Raw genomic sequence first — 17,630 nt, 5'->3', positions numbered from 1 at the left:
GCCGCGATGACCCCACCCGGACCTGCGGTCCGACCTCCCCTCAAGGGGGAGGTTAAGGGGCTGCGGGGTGGGGTCGCCTGCGAAGTGCGCCGACGCTTCTTTCCGTCGAGCACTGCCGCGATGACCCCACCCGGACCTGCGGTCCGACCTCCCCTCGAGGGGGAGGTGGGCGCCGGCGCTACTTCTGCGGCGCCGAATCGATGATCGACTGCATGGTCTCTTGTGCGTTTGATATGGCGCCGTCGACGTCTTCGCCGAAGAAGACCTCGTTCATCATCTGGTTCCACGGACCGTTGGCCGAGTTGATCAGGTCGTTGAACACCACCGAATAGGGCGTGCGGCCCTTGGCCATGGCCTCTGCGGCGACCTTGTAGCGCGGGTCGAGATCCTTCAGCGCCTCATTGGCGATGTCGCCGCGCACCGGCAGGCTGCCGTATTTCGCCAAAATGGTCTGGCCCTCGAGCGAATAGGCGAAGTCGAGGAACTCCTTCACCACCGCGACCTTGGTGGTGCCCTTGGTGACGACGAAATTGTCGCCGCCGGCAAACGACGACCAGCCGCCGTCCTTGCCGGGCAGGAAGGTGATGCCGTAGTCGATGTCGGGATATTGCGTGTTCAGCGCGCCGATGGCGAAGGCGCCGGACGGCGAGATGCCGATATTGCCGGTGGCGAAGGCGGCAAAGAAGTTGGAGCCGGTGTCGGTCTGCGCGCCTGAAGGCACCAGGTCCTTCTTGACCATCGAACGGTAGAGGTCGATGGCGCCGCGCATCTGCGGGGTGTCCAGCGTCGCCTTGGAGCCGTCCTCCGTCAGGATATCGCCGCCCGAGGCCCAGATCAGCGGCGTGAAGGTGAAGATGTTGCAGCCGCCGCAATTGCCGGAGAAATAGAAGCCCTTGATATCGCCGCCGAGCGCGTTGACCTTTTCCGCGTCGGCTTCGATCTCGGCCCAGTTGGTCGGGCCCTTTTCCGGGTCGAGGCCGGCCTGCTTGAACAGCTTCTTGTTCCAGATCAGCACCGAGGAATCCGCCGAGAACGGCAGCCCGTAGATGCGGCCCTTATAGGTGCCGGTCTTGACATGCGCCGGCGACAGGCTGGCGAAATAAGGCAGCGATTTCGCCCAGTCGGTGATGTCCTCCAGCTGGCCGGCGGCGGCGAAGGACGGCGTGTAGATCAGGTCGAGCGACAGCGCATCGGGTGCCGTGCCGCCGGCAGCGGCCGCGCCGTATTTCGGGATGATTTCGGCATTGGGGATGATGTCGAGCTTGATCTGGTTCTGATGCCCCTTGTTGAAGGCATCGACGATGCGCGGCATGAAGTTCGAGCCGTCGGCGCGCACCCAGATGTTGGCGGTGTCGGCGGCGGCCGAGCCGACTGTTGCCAGCGTGCCCAAAATGCTCGCGGCGATGGCGAGCCCGGTAATGGTGGTTCTCATGCTTCTCCTCCACATGGTTTTAATTTAGCGTTTTAATTTAGCCGCGCCCCCAAGCGGGTGACTATCGACACGGCCCGTTTCGTTCAGCCGTCCGGCGGACGGCCGCATGACTGACGCACCACCAGCCGGCACGGCAGTTTTCTGATGCCCGGCAAAGCGGGTTCCCCGCCGACGAGCGAAAGCAAGGCAAGGCCGGCCTCGCGGCCAAGTGCTGCGAGATTCATGTCGACTGAGGTCAGCGGCGGGCGGGTCGCCTCGGCGACGATCTGCCAATTGTCGAAACCGATGACGCCGACCGCGTCCGGCACGCCGATACCGCGCTCGCGCAAAGCGTCGATGACGCCGCGCGCGATCTGGTCGTTGCCGCAAAACACCGCATCGGGTTTTTCGCGCGTGCCGTCGAAACCCTCACCGTCGAACAGCTTCTTGACCGCCTCATGCCCCCAGGCCTCCGACCACGGGCCGAGCAGCGGCTCCATGACCGGCAGGCCGTTCTCGGCCAGCACCGCGCGATAGGCCTGCGCCCGCGCATGCACCACGGCAAAGCTCGCCGGACCGCTGACATGGGCGATGCGCCGCCGCCCGAGCCGGCAAAAGTGCTCGACCGCCAGCCGCGCCCCGCCGGCATCGTCGGACACGAAAGCGATGGCGCCGGGATCGGGCTCGGTAAAAGCGTAGATCGCCGGAATGCCGAGATTGGCAAGGTCGACCGGCAGATGGCGGTCGATGCGCTTGCCGGTGGCGATGATGCCGTCGACGCGCTTGTCGAGCATGGCATCGACATGCAGCTGGGCCAGGCGCGGGTCGTCCTCGACATTACACAAAAACACCGAGACGCCGGCATCGACCAGCGCGTCGGAAACGCCGGCCATCAGCGGCAGCGAAAACCGGCCATAGGTGTCGTTGGTCAACAGCCCGACGGTAAAGGAGCGGCGCCGCAACAGGCTCTGCGCCAGGCTGTTCGGGCGAAAGCCAAGCCGCTGCGCCGTCTCGCGAATACGGGTCCGCGTCTCGGCCGTCATCCGCCCCTGCCCGTTCAGCGCCTTTGACGCCGTGGCAACGCTGACGCCGGCGAGTGCCGCCACCTCGCGGAGGGTGACGGGCTGCTTGACAGGCGTTGGCTGCGCATCGGACGCCATGATTTGAATATCGATCCTCCCATTTGAGAAAAGCTTTTCTCTTATCGTCCTGCGAAGCGCTGAATGGTGAAGTCAGCGGATGCCGGCAGAGTTGGGAAAAGGTTTTCTCAAAAGGAAGATTAGGGGAAGGATGCAAGGATGGCAAGAGGGAATGGCCTGGTTACAGGCATGTTCGGCAGTCAAGTACGACTCGCTGCCCTGGGTCCAGGATCTGCCATGGCGGCCCGAAGGAAAGAGGGCGAGCAGCTTTGGCGTGCATTGCCGTTCAGCTGGCACCGCGATGGAATGATCGCGGTGCCCGTAGTCTCCCCGCACGGCTAGCAGTTCTCAGTCTGTGGATCGCACGCCTTGTTTTTCTGTTTCTGTGGCTTGGGCTTGACCGCCTGCTCGGGCTCGGCCTGCTGTTGCTCGGCCGCTGGCTGCTCCTTGGCCTTCCGCTTCTCAGGCTTGGCAGCCTGCTCCGGCTCAGCCTGCTGCTGCTCGGCAGCGGGCTGCTTCTTGGCCTTCCGCTTCTCAGGCTTGGCCGTCTGTTCGGGCTCGGCCTGCTGCTGCTCGGCGGCGGGCTGCTTCTTGATCTTCGGTTTCTTAGGCTTGGCCGCCTGTTCCGGCTCGGCCTGCTGCTGCTCGGCGGCGGGCTGCTTCTTGGTCTTCGGCTTCTCAGGCTTGGCCGTCTGTTCCGGCTCGGCCTGCTGCTGCTTGGCGGCGGGCTGCTCCCCGGCCTTCGGCTTCACAGGCTTGGCCGCCTTGCCGGGCTCGGCCTGCTGCTGCTCGGTGGCCGGCTGCTCCTTGGCCTTCGGCTTCTCAGGCTTGGCGCTTTCTTCGGGCTTGGCCTGCTCGGTCGTTGCAGCGCCTTCGGTCGGCTTCGATTTCCGGCCAGCCTGAACCTGCTTCACCTCCTCGATGTCTTTGAGCTTAGCTGGTTTGGCCTTAGGGTCGGCTTTCACCTCGCCCTCGAAGACAGCGACCCTATCGTTTTCCAGTTTGCCGGACTTCTCGGGCGCGTCGGTCTTGCTGACCTTGACAGCAGTCACCTTCTGGTTCGTCTCCTTTTCGATCACATCGACATCAATGACTTTGTTGATCACCAAATTGTTCTGGATCGTCACGTCGCCGGCCGGTTCGGCCGCCTCGACAATGCGCACAAACTCCGGCTCATCACGAATAACGACCACAGAAATGTCCGCGGCAAGGAATTCGCGGGTGGGGACCACAACCCAGTAATAATCCGGCGTCGTGTCGAAGATCACCTCGATTGAAATCAAATCCGGATCGCGGCGGGGCGGCAGCGGCGCCCAAATGATGTGCTCTCTGTCACGACGCCAACTCACCCATGCTGGCGCCCAGCGAGTGCCCGGAACCCAGTACCAGCCGATATCGTCGGCATAGCCCCACCGGCCGTAATGGTACGTCGCCCAGCCGAACGGCTCGTCGGACACCCAGAGCCAGCCATACTGCTCGGTATAGACCCAGTGTCCAAGCGTATACGGACGCCAATCGTCAGGCACATCAACCGGCACGAAAACGGTCGCTCCGTGATACGAGACCCAATCACCATAGGAAGACAGGTCTTCGTAGAACGTGCTGATCGAAACGGTGGTGGCAGCCCTTGCCTCGGACAAAAGCGACAATGGCACAATCGGGTTGGGAATCTCGACGACCGTGAGCAGGCAGGCGGTTACGCCGCCGAGCATCAGTCGCACCGCATGTTGGGCAAGGACGCGTTTCATCGTAATCTTCCTCCGAAACAGATCGCCCTTCATCGTACAAACCCGTCGGCTGCCGGATTGTTCCACTTTGCTGACGCTACCCGCATCCCCTCCGGCAACGGCTTGGCATCGCACGATGATATTTGGGATCAGAGTTGCTTCATGAGGGCGGTGACCGTCACAAATGCGCGCCGAAGGCGCGGCGATAGATCGTTGGTCAGCGGGCCCGACGGTAACGGAGCCGCCGCAACAGGCTCTGCGCCAGGCTGTTCGGGCGAAAGCCAAGCCGCTGCGCCGTCTCGCGAATGCGGGTCCGCGTCTCGGCAGTCATCCGCCCCTGCCCGTTCAGCGCTTTCGAGGCCGTGGCAACGCTGACGCAGGCAAGGGCCGCCACCTCACGCGGGGTGACGGGCTGCTTGGCGGGCGTTGGCTGGACGTCGGACGGCATGATTCGGATATTGATCCTCCTAGGTGGGAAAAGCTTTTCTCTTGTGGGTCTGCGGAGTTGGCAAGGGGGTATGGTGGGCAGCAAGCGAGGCAATCGGCCCACCGCGCTTGGGCGTTTCCCATGGCAGTCGGGATGACCGTTGCTGCAAACTGCAACAATCCGGCTATGCAGCTTCCTCTTCGTCGTCCCTGCCCGTTCCCCAAATTATGTCAAACAGTGATTTAGCTTTCCGCTTGCCGTGTAGGAGCTCGCCAATCTGCCTACTCCAATCCCGGTCGGAACCTGAATTAGAGAAAACGCCCCATGCACCTTTAACCTTTTCTCTGGTGCTTTCCTCCGAGTGCCTTATGAAGTCGGCTACCTTCGTCCGTCCAAGGCCGGCAAATCCTCTTAATATCTTGCGATTGTCTGCCTCCAACGCTGCGCACAAGATATATCGAATCAGATTGTCCTTCGCCTGGCGCGAAATCCTTTCTCCCACGTTCAGCAGCTGATCAATAATTCGTGGGAAAGCGGCTGTCGCGACAGTGAGCGTTGTCGTAGTCACGTCTTTCAAATCCTCCCGCAGCTTCCGAAAAATGTCGGAATGGAAGTCTTTGTCGATAGCATCGAGCAACAGGTCGTAGTCCAACGCTGCGTCTACAATGACAACACGTCCCGCAAGTACACCGAGTACAAATTCCGAGAAAGCTACGCGAAAAGCAGGGTCGAGAGACACATAACCTGATGTCGAGATCTTTTCCAGCAACGTGCGCGCCACATGGTCTCCTCCTGCCAGATGCGTGCTCCACTCGTTCGCCGGCACCCCCGTAAGCAAGTCTGCTATCCTTTGATGAAAGAGCCGCCACCGAACTCCGTCGCTCTGAAACGAAGCACGCACCACTTCAACAGGACATTCATCAAGTTTGACTTTGGAAATTTCTTCGTCGCGAATTTGCGAGTCAAAGCGGTTCAATACGGACTGGATCTCGTCGCCAACAGAGAGGGACACAACGCCATAATATTTCAGAAGGTTCGCGAGATTTATGGACGGAAGATTGCCGGAAACAAACGCAACTCTAATTATGCTGCGAAGTAGCTGATCATCCGGCGCGGAAGAAGCAATCCCCAACCAATCAGAAATCACCCGCGCATTTTTTGCAAGGGTTGCAACCCGTATGTACTGATCATCGGTTAATTCAGCGCCTCCGTCGAATATGCCCTTAAACCAAGCGTATCCCTCCGAATTCTCCTGGATCCGTTGACCATTTGCTGCCCGGCGTGTTGGCACCGGGAGGCCTGCTGATCTGTAACTTAGGAAAGCAAGGAATACTGTGCTCGCCAGAGCAACATCGCCTTTGTTCTCACTTATGCCCTGCCCAATATTTTTGTAGAATTCAGCACTCCCGAACAAGGACGCAATGTCTACGTCATCGCGACGGGCGCTTGGCAAATATGTAACTATTTCAGCCAGCAGGTCCATCTGAGACTTATAGTCATCGAATTCTGTTACGTCGACCGCAAGTAGCGGCCCTCGCAGTGCGTTTGCGATCGATACCCAGGCTTCATCTTTTAAGAGCGAGGTCGACTTGAACTCTGAAAATGCTTTTCTTGCCGCATCAGGATAGTCGACAGCGAGGGTCTCCAACAATGGTTCACCTGCAGGTAAATCTAGTTTACCTGGTTTGAAAAGAGCGAGTGAAAGTTTTACGTCCGCTACATTTGCGGCGACGCCGAAAAGGAAGTTCGGCTCGGACGGAGGTGGCAGAGCCGACATCGACTCTCCCAAAACTTTTTCCCGCTCCTTGCTTTCAAGCGCGCGACGGATTCCACCAATGAAAGTGGCCCAGTTGCGGCCCATTTCGATACCGAGATCCTTATCGTCCAACGACGCCAACCCGCACTTTAGGATACGCGAAGTCAACACAGGCAGTTCGTCAACAGTGCACATATCGAAAACGCGAAATAGCGGTGTGTACCGTCGTTCCGAAAGATCAACCAACCTCAAATCCCGGAACGCCGAAACTATCGACCTCGAAAAATGTCTCGTTGCGTCTCCGGAGTAGACTGCTGCCAAGTCCGCGAAATTACTCACGACAGCGCCGAATTCACCACTGGTCTGCCATTCCTTGACGTTGTTCTCGACCACGTCGCTCACGCGAAGATCGAAACCCGGTGACTTCGAAACTTCGATCAGCTCACTTGAGCCCTGGACTGCCGCAGACTTGATCCTTTCGTCAAGAAGAAGCTGGAACGCTAGATCTGGCTCAACGTTAAAAATCATCGCTGCGAGATTTCTATCAAGATCTAAGTCCGCCGCTAACGCACGCAGCCGATCATCAACAAAAGACGGCTGATTTAGGGCATCTGGGGCTTCTTCCAGGGCATCTTGATATGCAATGTAAACGGCTACTGTTGGAAGGCCAAAACGCCCTTCGTGAAGGACATACATTCCAGTCAACTCATTTATGAACGCTATGACTTGACGCGGGGTGGCGTTGCCATTTTCATTTTTTAGGATTCTGTTGAATATTAGATAAACTCGAAAAAGATCGTCGGTTTCCGTAATATCCGGCAGAGCCTTATTTATCTTCTCATGAAAGAATTCCCGAGAATTTGACATTACAGGTGGCGCAACCACAAGAATTTCGTCGAATGTCTTTGAAAATATTTCTCTACTGCTTAGGGACGAGATTTCAGACTGAGGTTTTCTCTTATCGTGCTTCTCCTCCCTTATCCTGTAGCCTCCCTCAATTAGGCGTCGGTCGTATGGCACTATGGCGGTCACTGGATTTTTCGCTCCCGAGTTTCTCGATAGCGGGCCGCGGGAAAAAACGGCGCGGACGAGCGCCCAGTATTCGTTGATTTCCTTCTTTGGGAGTCGGTCGATGTTGTCGAGAACGATGATTACGCGTGACTTGTCAGATTGAATTACGGAGAGGATTTCACGAAGAGTACTCTGAAACTCGAAATCATTCGGATCTGTCTCGCGGATATGCTGAGTTATCTTTTGATCCTCGTATTGTTTTGCACTAATCAGAAGCGTTTGTGATAATGCGTCACGAAAACTAATTCTGTCATGAGAATGACCGAATCTCCACCATGCTCTGCAAAACGCAACAGCAAGAAACGCAAGCATAAAAACGAATGGCCACGAGCGTAAAAAAGCGCCAGCGTCAAAAGCTGATTTTGCCCAAAAATAATATACGGGAAGAAGCGGTATCAAGAGGACTACACATATTCCATACCAGTCGAGCATGGATCGGTTCGTTGATTGGATCTCGCGAACCTTTCCTTTTACCTTCCGCTCTATTTCCTCAAGCAAGCTATCCTCTTTGGGAAAGGTCGCCCTTGCCCAATCGAGAAAATGCTCGAGAAATGAACGACGAAAAGATGAACCTTGGGATTGCCATATATCAAAGGTAAAGAAGCTGTGGTGAACGCCGCCACGAGTACCTTTCTCGGTCAGCTTTCGCCGTGCGATCTCCACCACGGTGGACTTTCCGCTTCCCCAGGGACCATCCAGCCCGATCGCACGATCGTCACCTCGGAAATTCGTTATCGCAGATGCGAGAGCTTCAGCCGTCCGTTCATGACCCTTGCCATGGAACTGATCTTCCCTGGAGGGTTCATCGATGAGGATTTCACGTTTTATTTGATTAATAGCCATTCTCAAAAACCAACTAACGAGTGATCAAACATTAACCTATGGCATAATCACAAAAGATTTCATTAGTTTTCTACCCCCTGGCCTCAGGTTCAGACTCGCATCTGATATTCTCAAAAACAACAAAGCGCCGCGCTATTTTCACGGAGCGGTTCGCCAGCGCCATCCGTCCTCCGACCATCAGGAACCCGCCATGCGAAAACGCATCGTCACCGAATTCATCAGCGTCGATGGCATCGCCGAGGTCGAGAAGCTGCCGGGCGTGACCTGGAATGATTGAGATGCAAAAATTCAAGGAGGACGAGCTGGCCGACAGCGGCGCCAAGCTGTTGGGGCGCACGACCTATGAGATCTTTGCCGGCTCATGGCCCAAGGAAACCGGAGATTTTGCCGACCGGTTCAACGCGCTGCCGAAATATATCGCCTCGACGAGCTTGACGCCGCGCGGATCCCTCCCGCGATTGATGCGATCGAGTTCGCAACCACCTGGCGGAAGGCGGAGGGTTCTGATCCGCCCTTTCTTGCTGCGGCGTGGAAGACGTCCTGATTCAGCCACAAGCCCAAATTGCTGGATTTGGCGGCCCAGGAAGGATAAACTTGGTTTTTGGTTCAGCGATGGAACAGAGACTAGCCGCAATTCTGGCTGCCGATATGGCGGGCTACAGCCGGCTAATGGAGGCCGACGAATCCGGCACGCTCGCACGCCTTCGGACCCATCGCATAGAACTGGTCGATCCCGCCATCGCGAAGAACAAGGGCCGGATCATCAAGACCACCGGAGACGGCATGCTCGTTGAGTTCCAGAGCGTGACCGATGCCGTGAAATGCGCCGTGGAAATCCAACAGCGCATGAAACGGCGCAATTCGGATGTGCCGCAAGAACGGCGCATCGAATTCAGGATCGGCATAAATCTCGGCGACATCATTTTCGACGATGAGGATATTTTCGGCGACGGCGTCAATATTGCCTCGCGCATCGAGCAACTCGCCGACGTCGGCGGTATCTGCGTGACCGCAGCGGTGGCGACCCAAATTGCCGACCGTCTCGAAATTGCCATGGAGGACCTGGGCGAGAAGACGCTGAAGAACATCAGCCGCCCGGTTCGCCTCTATCGCATCGGGTTTGATAGTTCTGTCCTGCCGGAAGTCGAGGCGAAGCGATCCATCTCGAAACCTTCGATAGTGGTGCTGCCGTTCACCAACATGAGCGGCGACCCCGAGCAGGAATTTTTCGCGGACGGACTGACCGAGGACATCATCACCGAACTGTCCCGCCATCATGAGCTGTTCGTGATCTCGCGCAATTCCAGCTTCGTCTACAAGAACCGCGCCGTGAATGTGCGCGAGGTGGCCGAGAAACTCACCGTCCAATACTTGGTGGAGGGAAGCGTCCGCAAGATCGGCGACAGGGTGCGCGTGACGGTTCAGCTCATCGACACGGCGAATGACGCTCATATTTGGGCAGACAAATATGACCGGAAGCTGGACGACATATTCGCGATTCAGGATGAGGTGACCGCGGCGATCGCAGCCACGCTGCCCGGTCGTGTCGAGGCGGCTCAGCGGGACCAGCTCGCGCGGGCGAAACCTGCAAACATGGCCGCGTATGAATGTGTGCTTGCTGCCAAGGTGCTGCATCACCGAAGCACCATTGCGGATAATGAACGCGCGCAAACCTTGATAGAAAGGGCCGTCGCGCTCGACCCCGATTATGCCCATGCCCATGCCTGGCGGGCCTGCATTCTTGGCCAGGCCTGGGTCCATAACTGGTGCGAAGACAGGGATGCCGTCTGGAACAACATCATGGCGGCGCTGGACAGGGCGCTGGCGCTGGACAACAACGATGCCGATGTCCACCGCATCCTCGCGGCAGTGAACGTGAACAACAATGAGCTGACCACTGCGCGCTACCATCAAGAGCGGGCGCTGGCCCTCAATCCCAATTACGACCTCGTGGTGGTGCAGCAAGGCGAGTTATTGACGTGGCTGGGGAGGCCAGAAGAGGGAATTGAATGGATCCGCAAGGCAATGCAGTTGAACCCGCACCACCCGGAGAGGTTCTGGAGCCATCTGGGAAAGGCGCATTTCGCCGCGCGCCAGTATGGCGAGGCGATCGAAGCTTTCATGCATCTGTCAACCATGGACTCGGCTCAGCACGCTTTCGCCGCTGCCTGCTATGGCTGGCTCGGCGACGAAATCGCGGCCGCGGCGCATCTAGGCAAGATCAGAACGCTCGATCCCCAATTCGACCTCGATTCATTCATTGCCACCCTGCACTATGCCCAGGAGTCTGATGTGCAGCACGTCCGCGAAGGACTGCTGAAAGCCGGAATTGCCAACCTGTAGGCAGCCGGTAGCTACGAACCAGATCCAATCGGCCCCCGATGCGGACCTTGTGGCATGACCGAACGACGGGCAGGTCGGACAAGCTTTTCCCACGGTATCGGTCTTTGGAAGCGACCAGGGAAAACCCTCCCCCTGAAAAAGCGCCGCGCTAGTTGACGGCGCATGTCGCATAAGGCCCGCGCCATTCGGCCCTGCCAGAAAGGAACCCGCCATGAGAAAACTCATCATCACCGAATTCATCAGCGTCGATGGCATTGCCGAGGTCGAGAAGCTGCCGAGCGTGGCCTGGAACGATGAGATGCAGAAATTCAAGGACGACGAGCTTGCCGACAGCGGCGCCATGCTGTTGGGGCGCACGACCTATGAGATCTTTGCCGGCTCGTGGCCCAAGGAGACCGGAGACTTCGCCGACCGCTTCAACGCGCTGCCGAAATATGTCGCCTCGACCAGCTTGCAGGCGCTGGACTGGCAGCCGGCCGAGCTGCTGCAGGGCGCGTTGCCGGACGCGGTCAGAGGGCTGAAGCAAGGCAGCGGCGGCAACATCTATGTGCATGGCAGCCTCAGCGTCGCGCAGGAATTGCTGCGCCATCGCCTGGTCGACCGCATCCGCCTGCTCAGCTATCCCGGTGCCGTCGGCCAGGGCAAGCTGCTGTTCCCGCCCGGCGCGCAATTGCCGCTCGAGCTGATCTCCGCCACGCAATTCAGCAACGGCGTGGTGGCGCTGGAGTATGCGGCTGGGATGGCGTGATGAGCCAATCTCCCCCCTTGAGGGGGAGATGCCCGGCAGGGCAGAGGGGGCGGTTCGACCGGGCTCGGCTCCTCTCTTGCGGCAGTGGGGGGTTGGCGCAGTACGCGAGACGACCCCCTCTGTCGCCTTCGGCGACATCTCCCCCTCAAGGGGGGAGATTGGCAGCGCCCCTACACCGTCCGCTGCCTGCCCTCGACCGCAGCGTCTTCCCGCGCCCTCAGCGCCTTCTCGATCTCGCGCTTCAGCTCGTCCTTGATCGCCACCGTCTCGGCCATCAGCGCCTCGACCTTCATGAAATCAAGCACCCGGTATTTCGACACGGCCGGCCTGATCAGAATGTCGGGCCGGCTCTGGTTCAGCTTGCTGGCGATGATCGACTGCATCATCAGCTGCGTGGCGCCGAACATCAGGTCGACGGAGGTCGGGAATTTGCGGCCGGCCTCGGTCGGCGCGCCGACCACGTCGACGGCGATGATGATGTCGGCGTCGAGCTCGATCAGGTCGAACGGCACGGGATTGTAGATGCCGCCGTCGATCAGCAGCCTGCCGTCGCGCATCACCGGGCGGAACACCGCCGGGATCGCCGCCGAGGCGGCCAGCGCCGAATGCAGCTCGCCTTCGTCGAACACGGCGAGCTTGTGGCCATAAAAGTCCGTTGCCGTCACCTTCAGCGGTATCTTCAATTCGGCGAAGGTCTCAGGAATGGCGTCGGGCAGGAACGCCTTGAGGATGCGCTCGACATTGAACTGGCTGACCCGCAGGCCGCCCTGCATCGCCTCGGCAAAAGTACCGGGCCGCGCCCGCCACATGCGCGTCGCCACTTCGGCGCGACGGCCGAGGATCGAGCGCGTATAGTCGTGGATGTCCTTGCCGGTCATGCCCGAGGCCATGCCGGCGCCCATGATGGCGCCGATCGACGAGCCGGCGATTGCTGCCGGCCTTATGCCAAGCTCGTCCAGCGCCTCGATGACATGGATATGCGCCAGCCCACGCGCCCCGCCGCCGCCAAAGGCGATGCCGAAGCTAGGGCTCATCCCTTGTTGGCCGCGCCGAGCTTCGGCCCGACCACCATGACGGCCGGCTCGGCGGAGAGCAGCTTTTTCGCCACCGCTTTCACCTGGTCCAGCGTCACCGCGTTTATCAGGGCGGCGCGGCGCTGCATGTAGTCGATGCCGAGCTTGCCGAGCTGGATCTCGACCAGCGTTGAGGCGATCGCGCCGGAGGAATTCAGATTGTTTATGGCATAGGCGCCGATCATGTATTTCTTGGTCGCCGCCAGCTCGGCTTCGGTCGGCCCCTCCTCGGCCATGCGCCTGACCACGTCGCGCACCACGGCCAGCGTCTCGGCCGCCCTGTCCGCGCGGGTCGAGGTGGTGATGGACAGCGCCTCGGAATGCTGGTGATCGACGAGGTCGGAGCTGACGCTGTAGGCCAGACCGCGCTTCTCGCGCACCTCGTCGAACAGCCGCGAGGTGAAGGTGCCGCCGCCGAGGATCTCGTTCATCAGCACCGCGGCGAAGAAATCCGGCGCGTTCCGCTTCACGCCGGGATAGGCGAGTTGCAGCGAAGCCTGCGGCTGGTCGTAGACGACCTCGAGCTGCTGGCCGAGCTTCAGGTCGATATCGGGAACGGGCGTAAGCGCCTGCTTTTCCGGCAGGCTGCCGAACACCAGGTCGAGCCTCTGCTTCAGCGTCTCGGCGTCGATGGCGCCGACCACCGCGACATGCAGGCCGTCGCGGGCGAAATTCGCCTTGTGGAAGGCGGCGAGATCGGCCGGCGTGATCGTCGCGATGCTTTGCCTGGTGCCCTGGTCGGGCCGCGAATAGGGATGCCTGCCATAGATCGCTTCCAGCCATTTGCGTTGGGCGAGCGTATCGGGATCGCGCTCGTTGGCGATGATGCCGGACAGGATCTGCGCGCGGATACGGTCGATCGGCACCTGGTCGAAGCGCGGCTGGTTGACTGCCACGCGCAGCAGGTCGAAGGCGCCGTCGCGCTGGTCGGCCAGCATGCGCATCGAGCCGTAGATGCCGTCGCGCTGCGCCTCGAAGCTCATCTCTGCACCGACGTCGTCGAGCTTGATCTGGAAGGCCTCGCTGTCGAGGTTGCCGGCACCTTCGTCGAACAGGCCGCTCATCAGATTGGCAAGCCCTTCCTTGCCGGGCGGATCCTGCGTCGCGCCGCCATCGAAGACGAAGCGGATGGCGACGATCGGCACCGAATAATCCTCCACCAGCCAGGCGGTGATGCCCTTCGACGAGGTCACCTCCTGGATGTTCATGGCCGCACGAGCCGAAAGCGCCGGCAGGAGGAGAAAGACGAGGGAGAGAATGAGGGTGGCCAGAAGAGGGCCGGCGCGCCAATTGCCAAGGTCGGCGCCGCCCCTCATCGCCCTGCCGGGCACTTCTCCCCGTATAGTGACGGGGAGAAGGGGCTGGCCGCTGTCCCGGCGCTCGCTCTGCAAACGCTGAAGATTAGCGAAACCGTCGATGACGGCGCCCCTCTCCCCGTCCGTATACGGGGAGAGGATGCCGGCAGGCAGGTGAGGGGCGGCGCCGACGCTCAAACTCATCATCAAATCAATTCCCAGCCTGGGTTTGCGGCAGAAGATAGCCGGTCGTTGCGTGGTCGAGATTGAGATAGCGGGCAGCGACTTCCTTGACCTGGTCGGCGGTGACCTTGCGGATGCGGTCCGGCCATTGCTGGACGTCCTGGACGTTACCGCCTGTGGCGAGCGTCGAGCCGTAGATGTTGGCCATGTCCTCCTGCTTGTCGCGGGCAAAGATCATCGAGCGTACGAAACGGTCCTTGGATTTTTCCAGCTCGTCGCTGGTGACGCCGTCTTTCGCGATGCGGGCGATCTCGGCGTCGACCGCGGCCTCGATGTCGGCAAGCTTGGCATCGCCGCGCGGCGCGCCGTAGACGGTGAAATTGGTGTCGTCGAGCATGGTGCCCTGGAAGAAGGCGCCGGCCTCGGCGGCGATGCCTTGCCTGACGACAAGCTCCTGGTAGAGCCGGCTGCGGTTGCCGCCGCCGAGGATTTCGGACAGCACGTCGAGCGCTTCGGCTTCGCCGGGCTTTGCCGTGTGATAGGACGGGACCACCCATTGCGTGGTAAAGCTCGGCACGCTGACGCGCCCGTCGGTCAGCGTCACCGTGCGCCTGGTGTTCTGCTCGGGCTCAACCGGGCGGATGCGCGGCGGCAGATCCGGGCCGCGCGCGATCTTGCCATAGGTCTTTTCGGCCAGCGCCTTGACCGTTTCCGGTTCGACATCGCCGGCCACCACCAGCACGGCATTGTTGGGTGTATAATATTTGTTGTAGAAGGCCATCGCGTCGGTGCGGTTCAGCTTCTCCATCTCCTGCATCCAGCCGATGACCGGAATGCGGTACGGCTGGTTCTGCCACAGCGTGGCGTCGATTTCCTCGTCGAGCACTGCCTGCGGATTGCTATCGATGCGCGAGCGGCGCTCCTCGAGGATGACGTCCCGCTCGGTCTTGATGACATCGTCGTTGAGGATGAGATTGCGCATGCGGTCGGCCTCGAAGCCCATCATCTCACCGAGCGCCTGCGGCACCACCGTCTCGTGAAAGGCGGTGTAGTCGTAGGAGGTGAAGGCGTTGTCCGAGCCGCCGATGGCGGCGACGGCACGGTCGAGCTCGCCCGCCGCATGGTTGCTGGTCGCCTTGAACATCAGATGCTCGAAGAAATGGGCAATGCCGGACTTGCCCGGCGGCTCGTCGGCGCTGCCGATCTTGTACCAGACCATATGGGTGACGATGGGGGCGCGGTGATCGGGGACGACGACGACCTCCATGCCGTTGTCGAGCAGGAAATCGGTCACGACGCCATCGTCAGGATTGTTATCCGCCAGAGCCGGCGCGGCCATCACCAGAGCCAGTCCCAAGAGCGTTCCGCGCAGCCATTCAGCCTGAAATGTCATAGATGGCTCCGGTTTGTGGTGGGACGATAGGCGGGGTTGCTGGTCGAGGCAAAGCGAATTGTTCGTCATTTTGAAGGCGCCACCGTGGAAGCCGAACTCAGGCGGCCTCGATGAACCGGATGACCGTCTCGCCATAGTTGCGCTCGTCGACAACCGAAAAGCCCGGCCCTGCCTCGAACGGCGCCGCCGCCGCTTCCTCGACGACGCAGAGCGCGCCAGGGGCGAGCCAACCACCGGCCTTGGCCGAGCGCAACGCACGTTCGCCAAGGCCTTTGCCATAGGGCGGATCGGCGAAGACCAGGCCGAATGCGGCGATGGTGCCCGCCTCGCCCAAGCCCGTCGCGTCGCGGCGGAATATCTTGGTGCGGCCGGTGAGGCCGAAGGCCTCGACATTGCTGCGGATCAGGCCGCGCCCTTCGGCGGATTCTTCGATGAAGACAGCGTAGGAGGCGCCGCGCGACAGCGCTTCGAGGCCGAGCGCGCCGGTGCCGGCGAACAGGTCGAGCACGCGCGCGCCGTCCAGTTTTTCAGGAAAGCGATGCGCCAGCACGTTGAAGACCGCCTCACGCGTGCGGTCGGTGGTCGGGCGGATGGCAAAGGTGCGGGGCGTCGCCAGCGGACGCCCGCGAAACTCACCGCCGACGATCCGCATTGCTTCCCTTCGGGCCGCCGCGCGGCCGGTCGCCACCGCCATCCGGGCGCTCGCCGCGCGGTTTGCCGAACGGCTTTGCACCGCCGCCTTGCGGCTTGCCGCCGGGCTTGCCGTAAGACGGCTTGAACGATGCCTTGCGCGCCTTGTTTTCTGCCGCCTTGGCGGCGTCTGCCTCCGCCCTGCCCTTGCCGATCGGCCGTGCGCCCGGCGCCATCCAGACATTGGCCTTGCGCTGGCCCGGCGGCTCGATCGGCCGCTGCTCGCGTTCGGATTTTTTCCCACCGAAGCCGCCACGAGGCTTGTCGCCACGGGGTTTGTCCCCGAAGTCGCTGCGTTCAGGTCTGGGGCCACGCTCGCCAAAGCTCTTTTTTGGCCCAAAGCTCCTGTCAGGGCTTGTCGACAGCTTGCCGAGCGCTTCGTCGCGGCTGCCTTCGCGCCGCTTGCGGTTCTTGATCAGGCCGCCCTCGCCGATCGGCCGGCGTTCGCCGTCGCGGGTGAATTTCGGCCGCTCGGGCTCCTCCTCGCGCTCACGCCTGACCGGCTTGTTGGAAAACGGCTTGGCGATATCGGCATCGAAATTGGCGCCGGACTCTTCGACCAGGCGCTCGCCGAGCTGGTCGCGCAGCACGCGGCCCTTGATCTCCAGCACATGGCCTTCCGGCAAATCGTCGAGCTGGAACGGCCCGTAGGAAATGCGGATCAGCCGCGTCACGTCGAGACCGAGCGCGCCCAGGATGTTCCTGACCTCGCGGTTCTTGCCTTCGCGCAGGCCGAGTGTCAGCCAGGCGTTCGAACCCTGCTCGCGGTCGAGGGTCGCTTCGATGGCGCCGTAAAAGACGCCGTCGACGGCAATGCCTTCGCGCAGGCCAGCAAGCGCGCTTTCCTCGACCTTGCCGTGGACGCGCACGCGGTAGCGTCGCAACCAGCCGGTCGCCGGCAGTTCGAGCACGCGCGACAGGCCGCCATCATTGGTGAGCAGCAGCAGGCCTTCGGTGTTGATGTCGAGCCGGCCGATGGTCATCAGCCGCGGCAGCCCGGGCGGCAGCACGTCGAAGACGGTCTTGCGGCCTTCGGGATCGCGGTTGGTGGTGACCACGCCGGCCGGCTTGTGGAACAGGAACAGCCTGGTGCGCTCGATCGGCGGGATCTCCATGCCGTCGAGATGGATGATGTCGCCGGGCATGACATTGAAGGCCGGCGAGGACAACACCTTGCCATTGACCTTGACGCGGCCGGCCGCAATCAGTTCCTCGGCGTCGCGGCGCGAGGCCAGACCGGCACGCGCCAGCCGCTTGGCAATGCGTTCGCCGGCTTCTTCCGTTGCCTCGACGCGACGCGGGCGCGGCTTGAAGCCGCCTTCCGATGCGGCCTGTGCCGTTTGTGCCCCATGGGGTCGATCGCCGCCAAAATCACGCTTGGGACGGTCGAAGCGCCTCTCGCCGCGCTCGCCTTCGACAGCTGCCGGCCGGTCGCCGCGCGGAGTGTAAGGCTTGCGTGGACCCTCGCGCTGTTCATAAGGCTTGCCTTCCGGACGCGGCCCTTTGCTGAATGGCCGGTCGCCGCCTTTGA

12 protein-coding genes and 1 pseudogene are annotated in these 17,630 nt (G+C 61.0%); 2 read left to right on the top strand and 11 right to left on the bottom strand.

All coding sequences use genetic code 11. The annotated features are described in order from the left end of the window. Positions 1 to 178: 178 nt before the first annotated feature. From NKH33_RS29010 to NKH33_RS28985, 6 genes and pseudogenes are all read right to left on the bottom strand, one after another. Positions 179 to 1,432, bottom strand: coding sequence for an ABC transporter substrate-binding protein (locus tag NKH33_RS29010; RefSeq protein ID WP_352922749.1), 1,254 nt, complete (start codon positions 1,430 to 1,432; stop codon positions 179 to 181). Positions 1,433 to 1,515: 83 nt separating this feature from the next. Next, positions 1,516 to 2,571: a LacI family DNA-binding transcriptional regulator gene (locus NKH33_RS29005; RefSeq protein ID WP_352922746.1), complete on the bottom strand. Its 1,056-nt coding sequence runs from the start codon at positions 2,569 to 2,571 to the stop codon at positions 1,516 to 1,518. Positions 2,572 to 2,888: 317 nt separating this feature from the next. Continuing rightward, on the bottom strand, positions 2,889 to 4,298 hold the full coding sequence (locus NKH33_RS29000) for a DUF6600 domain-containing protein (RefSeq protein WP_352922743.1): 1,410 nt from the start codon (positions 4,296 to 4,298) through the stop codon (positions 2,889 to 2,891). Between the two features lie 220 nt (positions 4,299 to 4,518). Continuing rightward, positions 4,519 to 4,725 (bottom strand): annotated as a pseudogene (locus tag NKH33_RS28995) (LacI family DNA-binding transcriptional regulator); the annotation flags it as partial. Between the two features lie 163 nt (positions 4,726 to 4,888). Next, positions 4,889 to 8,374, bottom strand: a complete 3,486-nt coding sequence (locus tag NKH33_RS28990; protein ID WP_352922741.1) for a P-loop NTPase fold protein — start codon at positions 8,372 to 8,374, stop codon at positions 4,889 to 4,891. Positions 8,375 to 8,444: 70 nt separating this feature from the next. Then, positions 8,445 to 8,711 (bottom strand): hypothetical protein, encoded by a 267-nt coding sequence (locus NKH33_RS28985; protein ID WP_352922738.1) that lies wholly within the window; start codon positions 8,709 to 8,711, stop codon positions 8,445 to 8,447. Positions 8,712 to 8,986: 275 nt separating this feature from the next. On the opposite strand from NKH33_RS28985, the gene NKH33_RS28980 reads away from it, so the two are divergent. Together NKH33_RS28980 and NKH33_RS28975 are read left to right on the top strand one after the other, a co-directional pair. Next, the gene (locus NKH33_RS28980) at positions 8,987 to 10,717 is read left to right on the top strand and encodes an adenylate/guanylate cyclase domain-containing protein (RefSeq protein ID WP_352922788.1); all 1,731 of its coding nucleotides are present in this window, start codon (positions 8,987 to 8,989) and stop codon (positions 10,715 to 10,717) included. 211 nt (positions 10,718 to 10,928) lie between these two features. Next, entirely contained in the window at positions 10,929 to 11,465 is a 537-nt protein-coding gene (locus NKH33_RS28975; RefSeq protein ID WP_352873990.1) for a dihydrofolate reductase family protein, read from the top strand. Between the two features lie 170 nt (positions 11,466 to 11,635). On the opposite strand, the gene NKH33_RS28970 is transcribed toward NKH33_RS28975, so the two are convergent. From NKH33_RS28970 to NKH33_RS28950, 5 genes are all read right to left on the bottom strand, one after another. After that, positions 11,636 to 12,499, bottom strand: coding sequence for a patatin-like phospholipase family protein (locus NKH33_RS28970; protein ID WP_352820473.1), 864 nt, complete (start codon positions 12,497 to 12,499; stop codon positions 11,636 to 11,638). Beyond that, positions 12,496 to 13,854 carry a M16 family metallopeptidase gene (locus NKH33_RS28965; RefSeq protein ID WP_352922785.1) on the bottom strand — a complete coding sequence of 453 codons (1,359 nt, stop codon included), beginning with the start codon at positions 13,852 to 13,854 and terminating at the stop codon, positions 12,496 to 12,498. Before NKH33_RS28965 ends, NKH33_RS28970 begins: the two co-directional genes overlap by 4 nt. Before the next feature lie 190 nt (positions 13,855 to 14,044). Further along, positions 14,045 to 15,409 carry a M16 family metallopeptidase gene (locus NKH33_RS28960; RefSeq protein WP_352817440.1) on the bottom strand — a complete coding sequence of 455 codons (1,365 nt, stop codon included), beginning with the start codon at positions 15,407 to 15,409 and terminating at the stop codon, positions 14,045 to 14,047. Positions 15,410 to 15,506: 97 nt separating this feature from the next. Then, a complete protein-coding gene (gene rsmD / locus NKH33_RS28955) occupies positions 15,507 to 16,061 on the bottom strand; it encodes a 16S rRNA (guanine(966)-N(2))-methyltransferase RsmD (RefSeq protein ID WP_352820471.1) in 555 nt (184 codons plus the stop codon). Then, positions 16,042 to 17,630, bottom strand: a 1,589-nt coding sequence (locus NKH33_RS28950) for a pseudouridine synthase (RefSeq protein WP_352922734.1), incomplete at its 5' end; no start/stop codon positions are given. The genes NKH33_RS28950 and rsmD, both read right to left, overlap by 20 nt.

Origin of the sequence: Mesorhizobium sp. M1182 (assembly GCF_040318335.1) — a bacterium.
Classification (GTDB): domain Bacteria; phylum Pseudomonadota; class Alphaproteobacteria; order Rhizobiales; family Rhizobiaceae; genus Mesorhizobium.
This window is presented reverse-complemented; position numbering and strand designations above follow the sequence as displayed.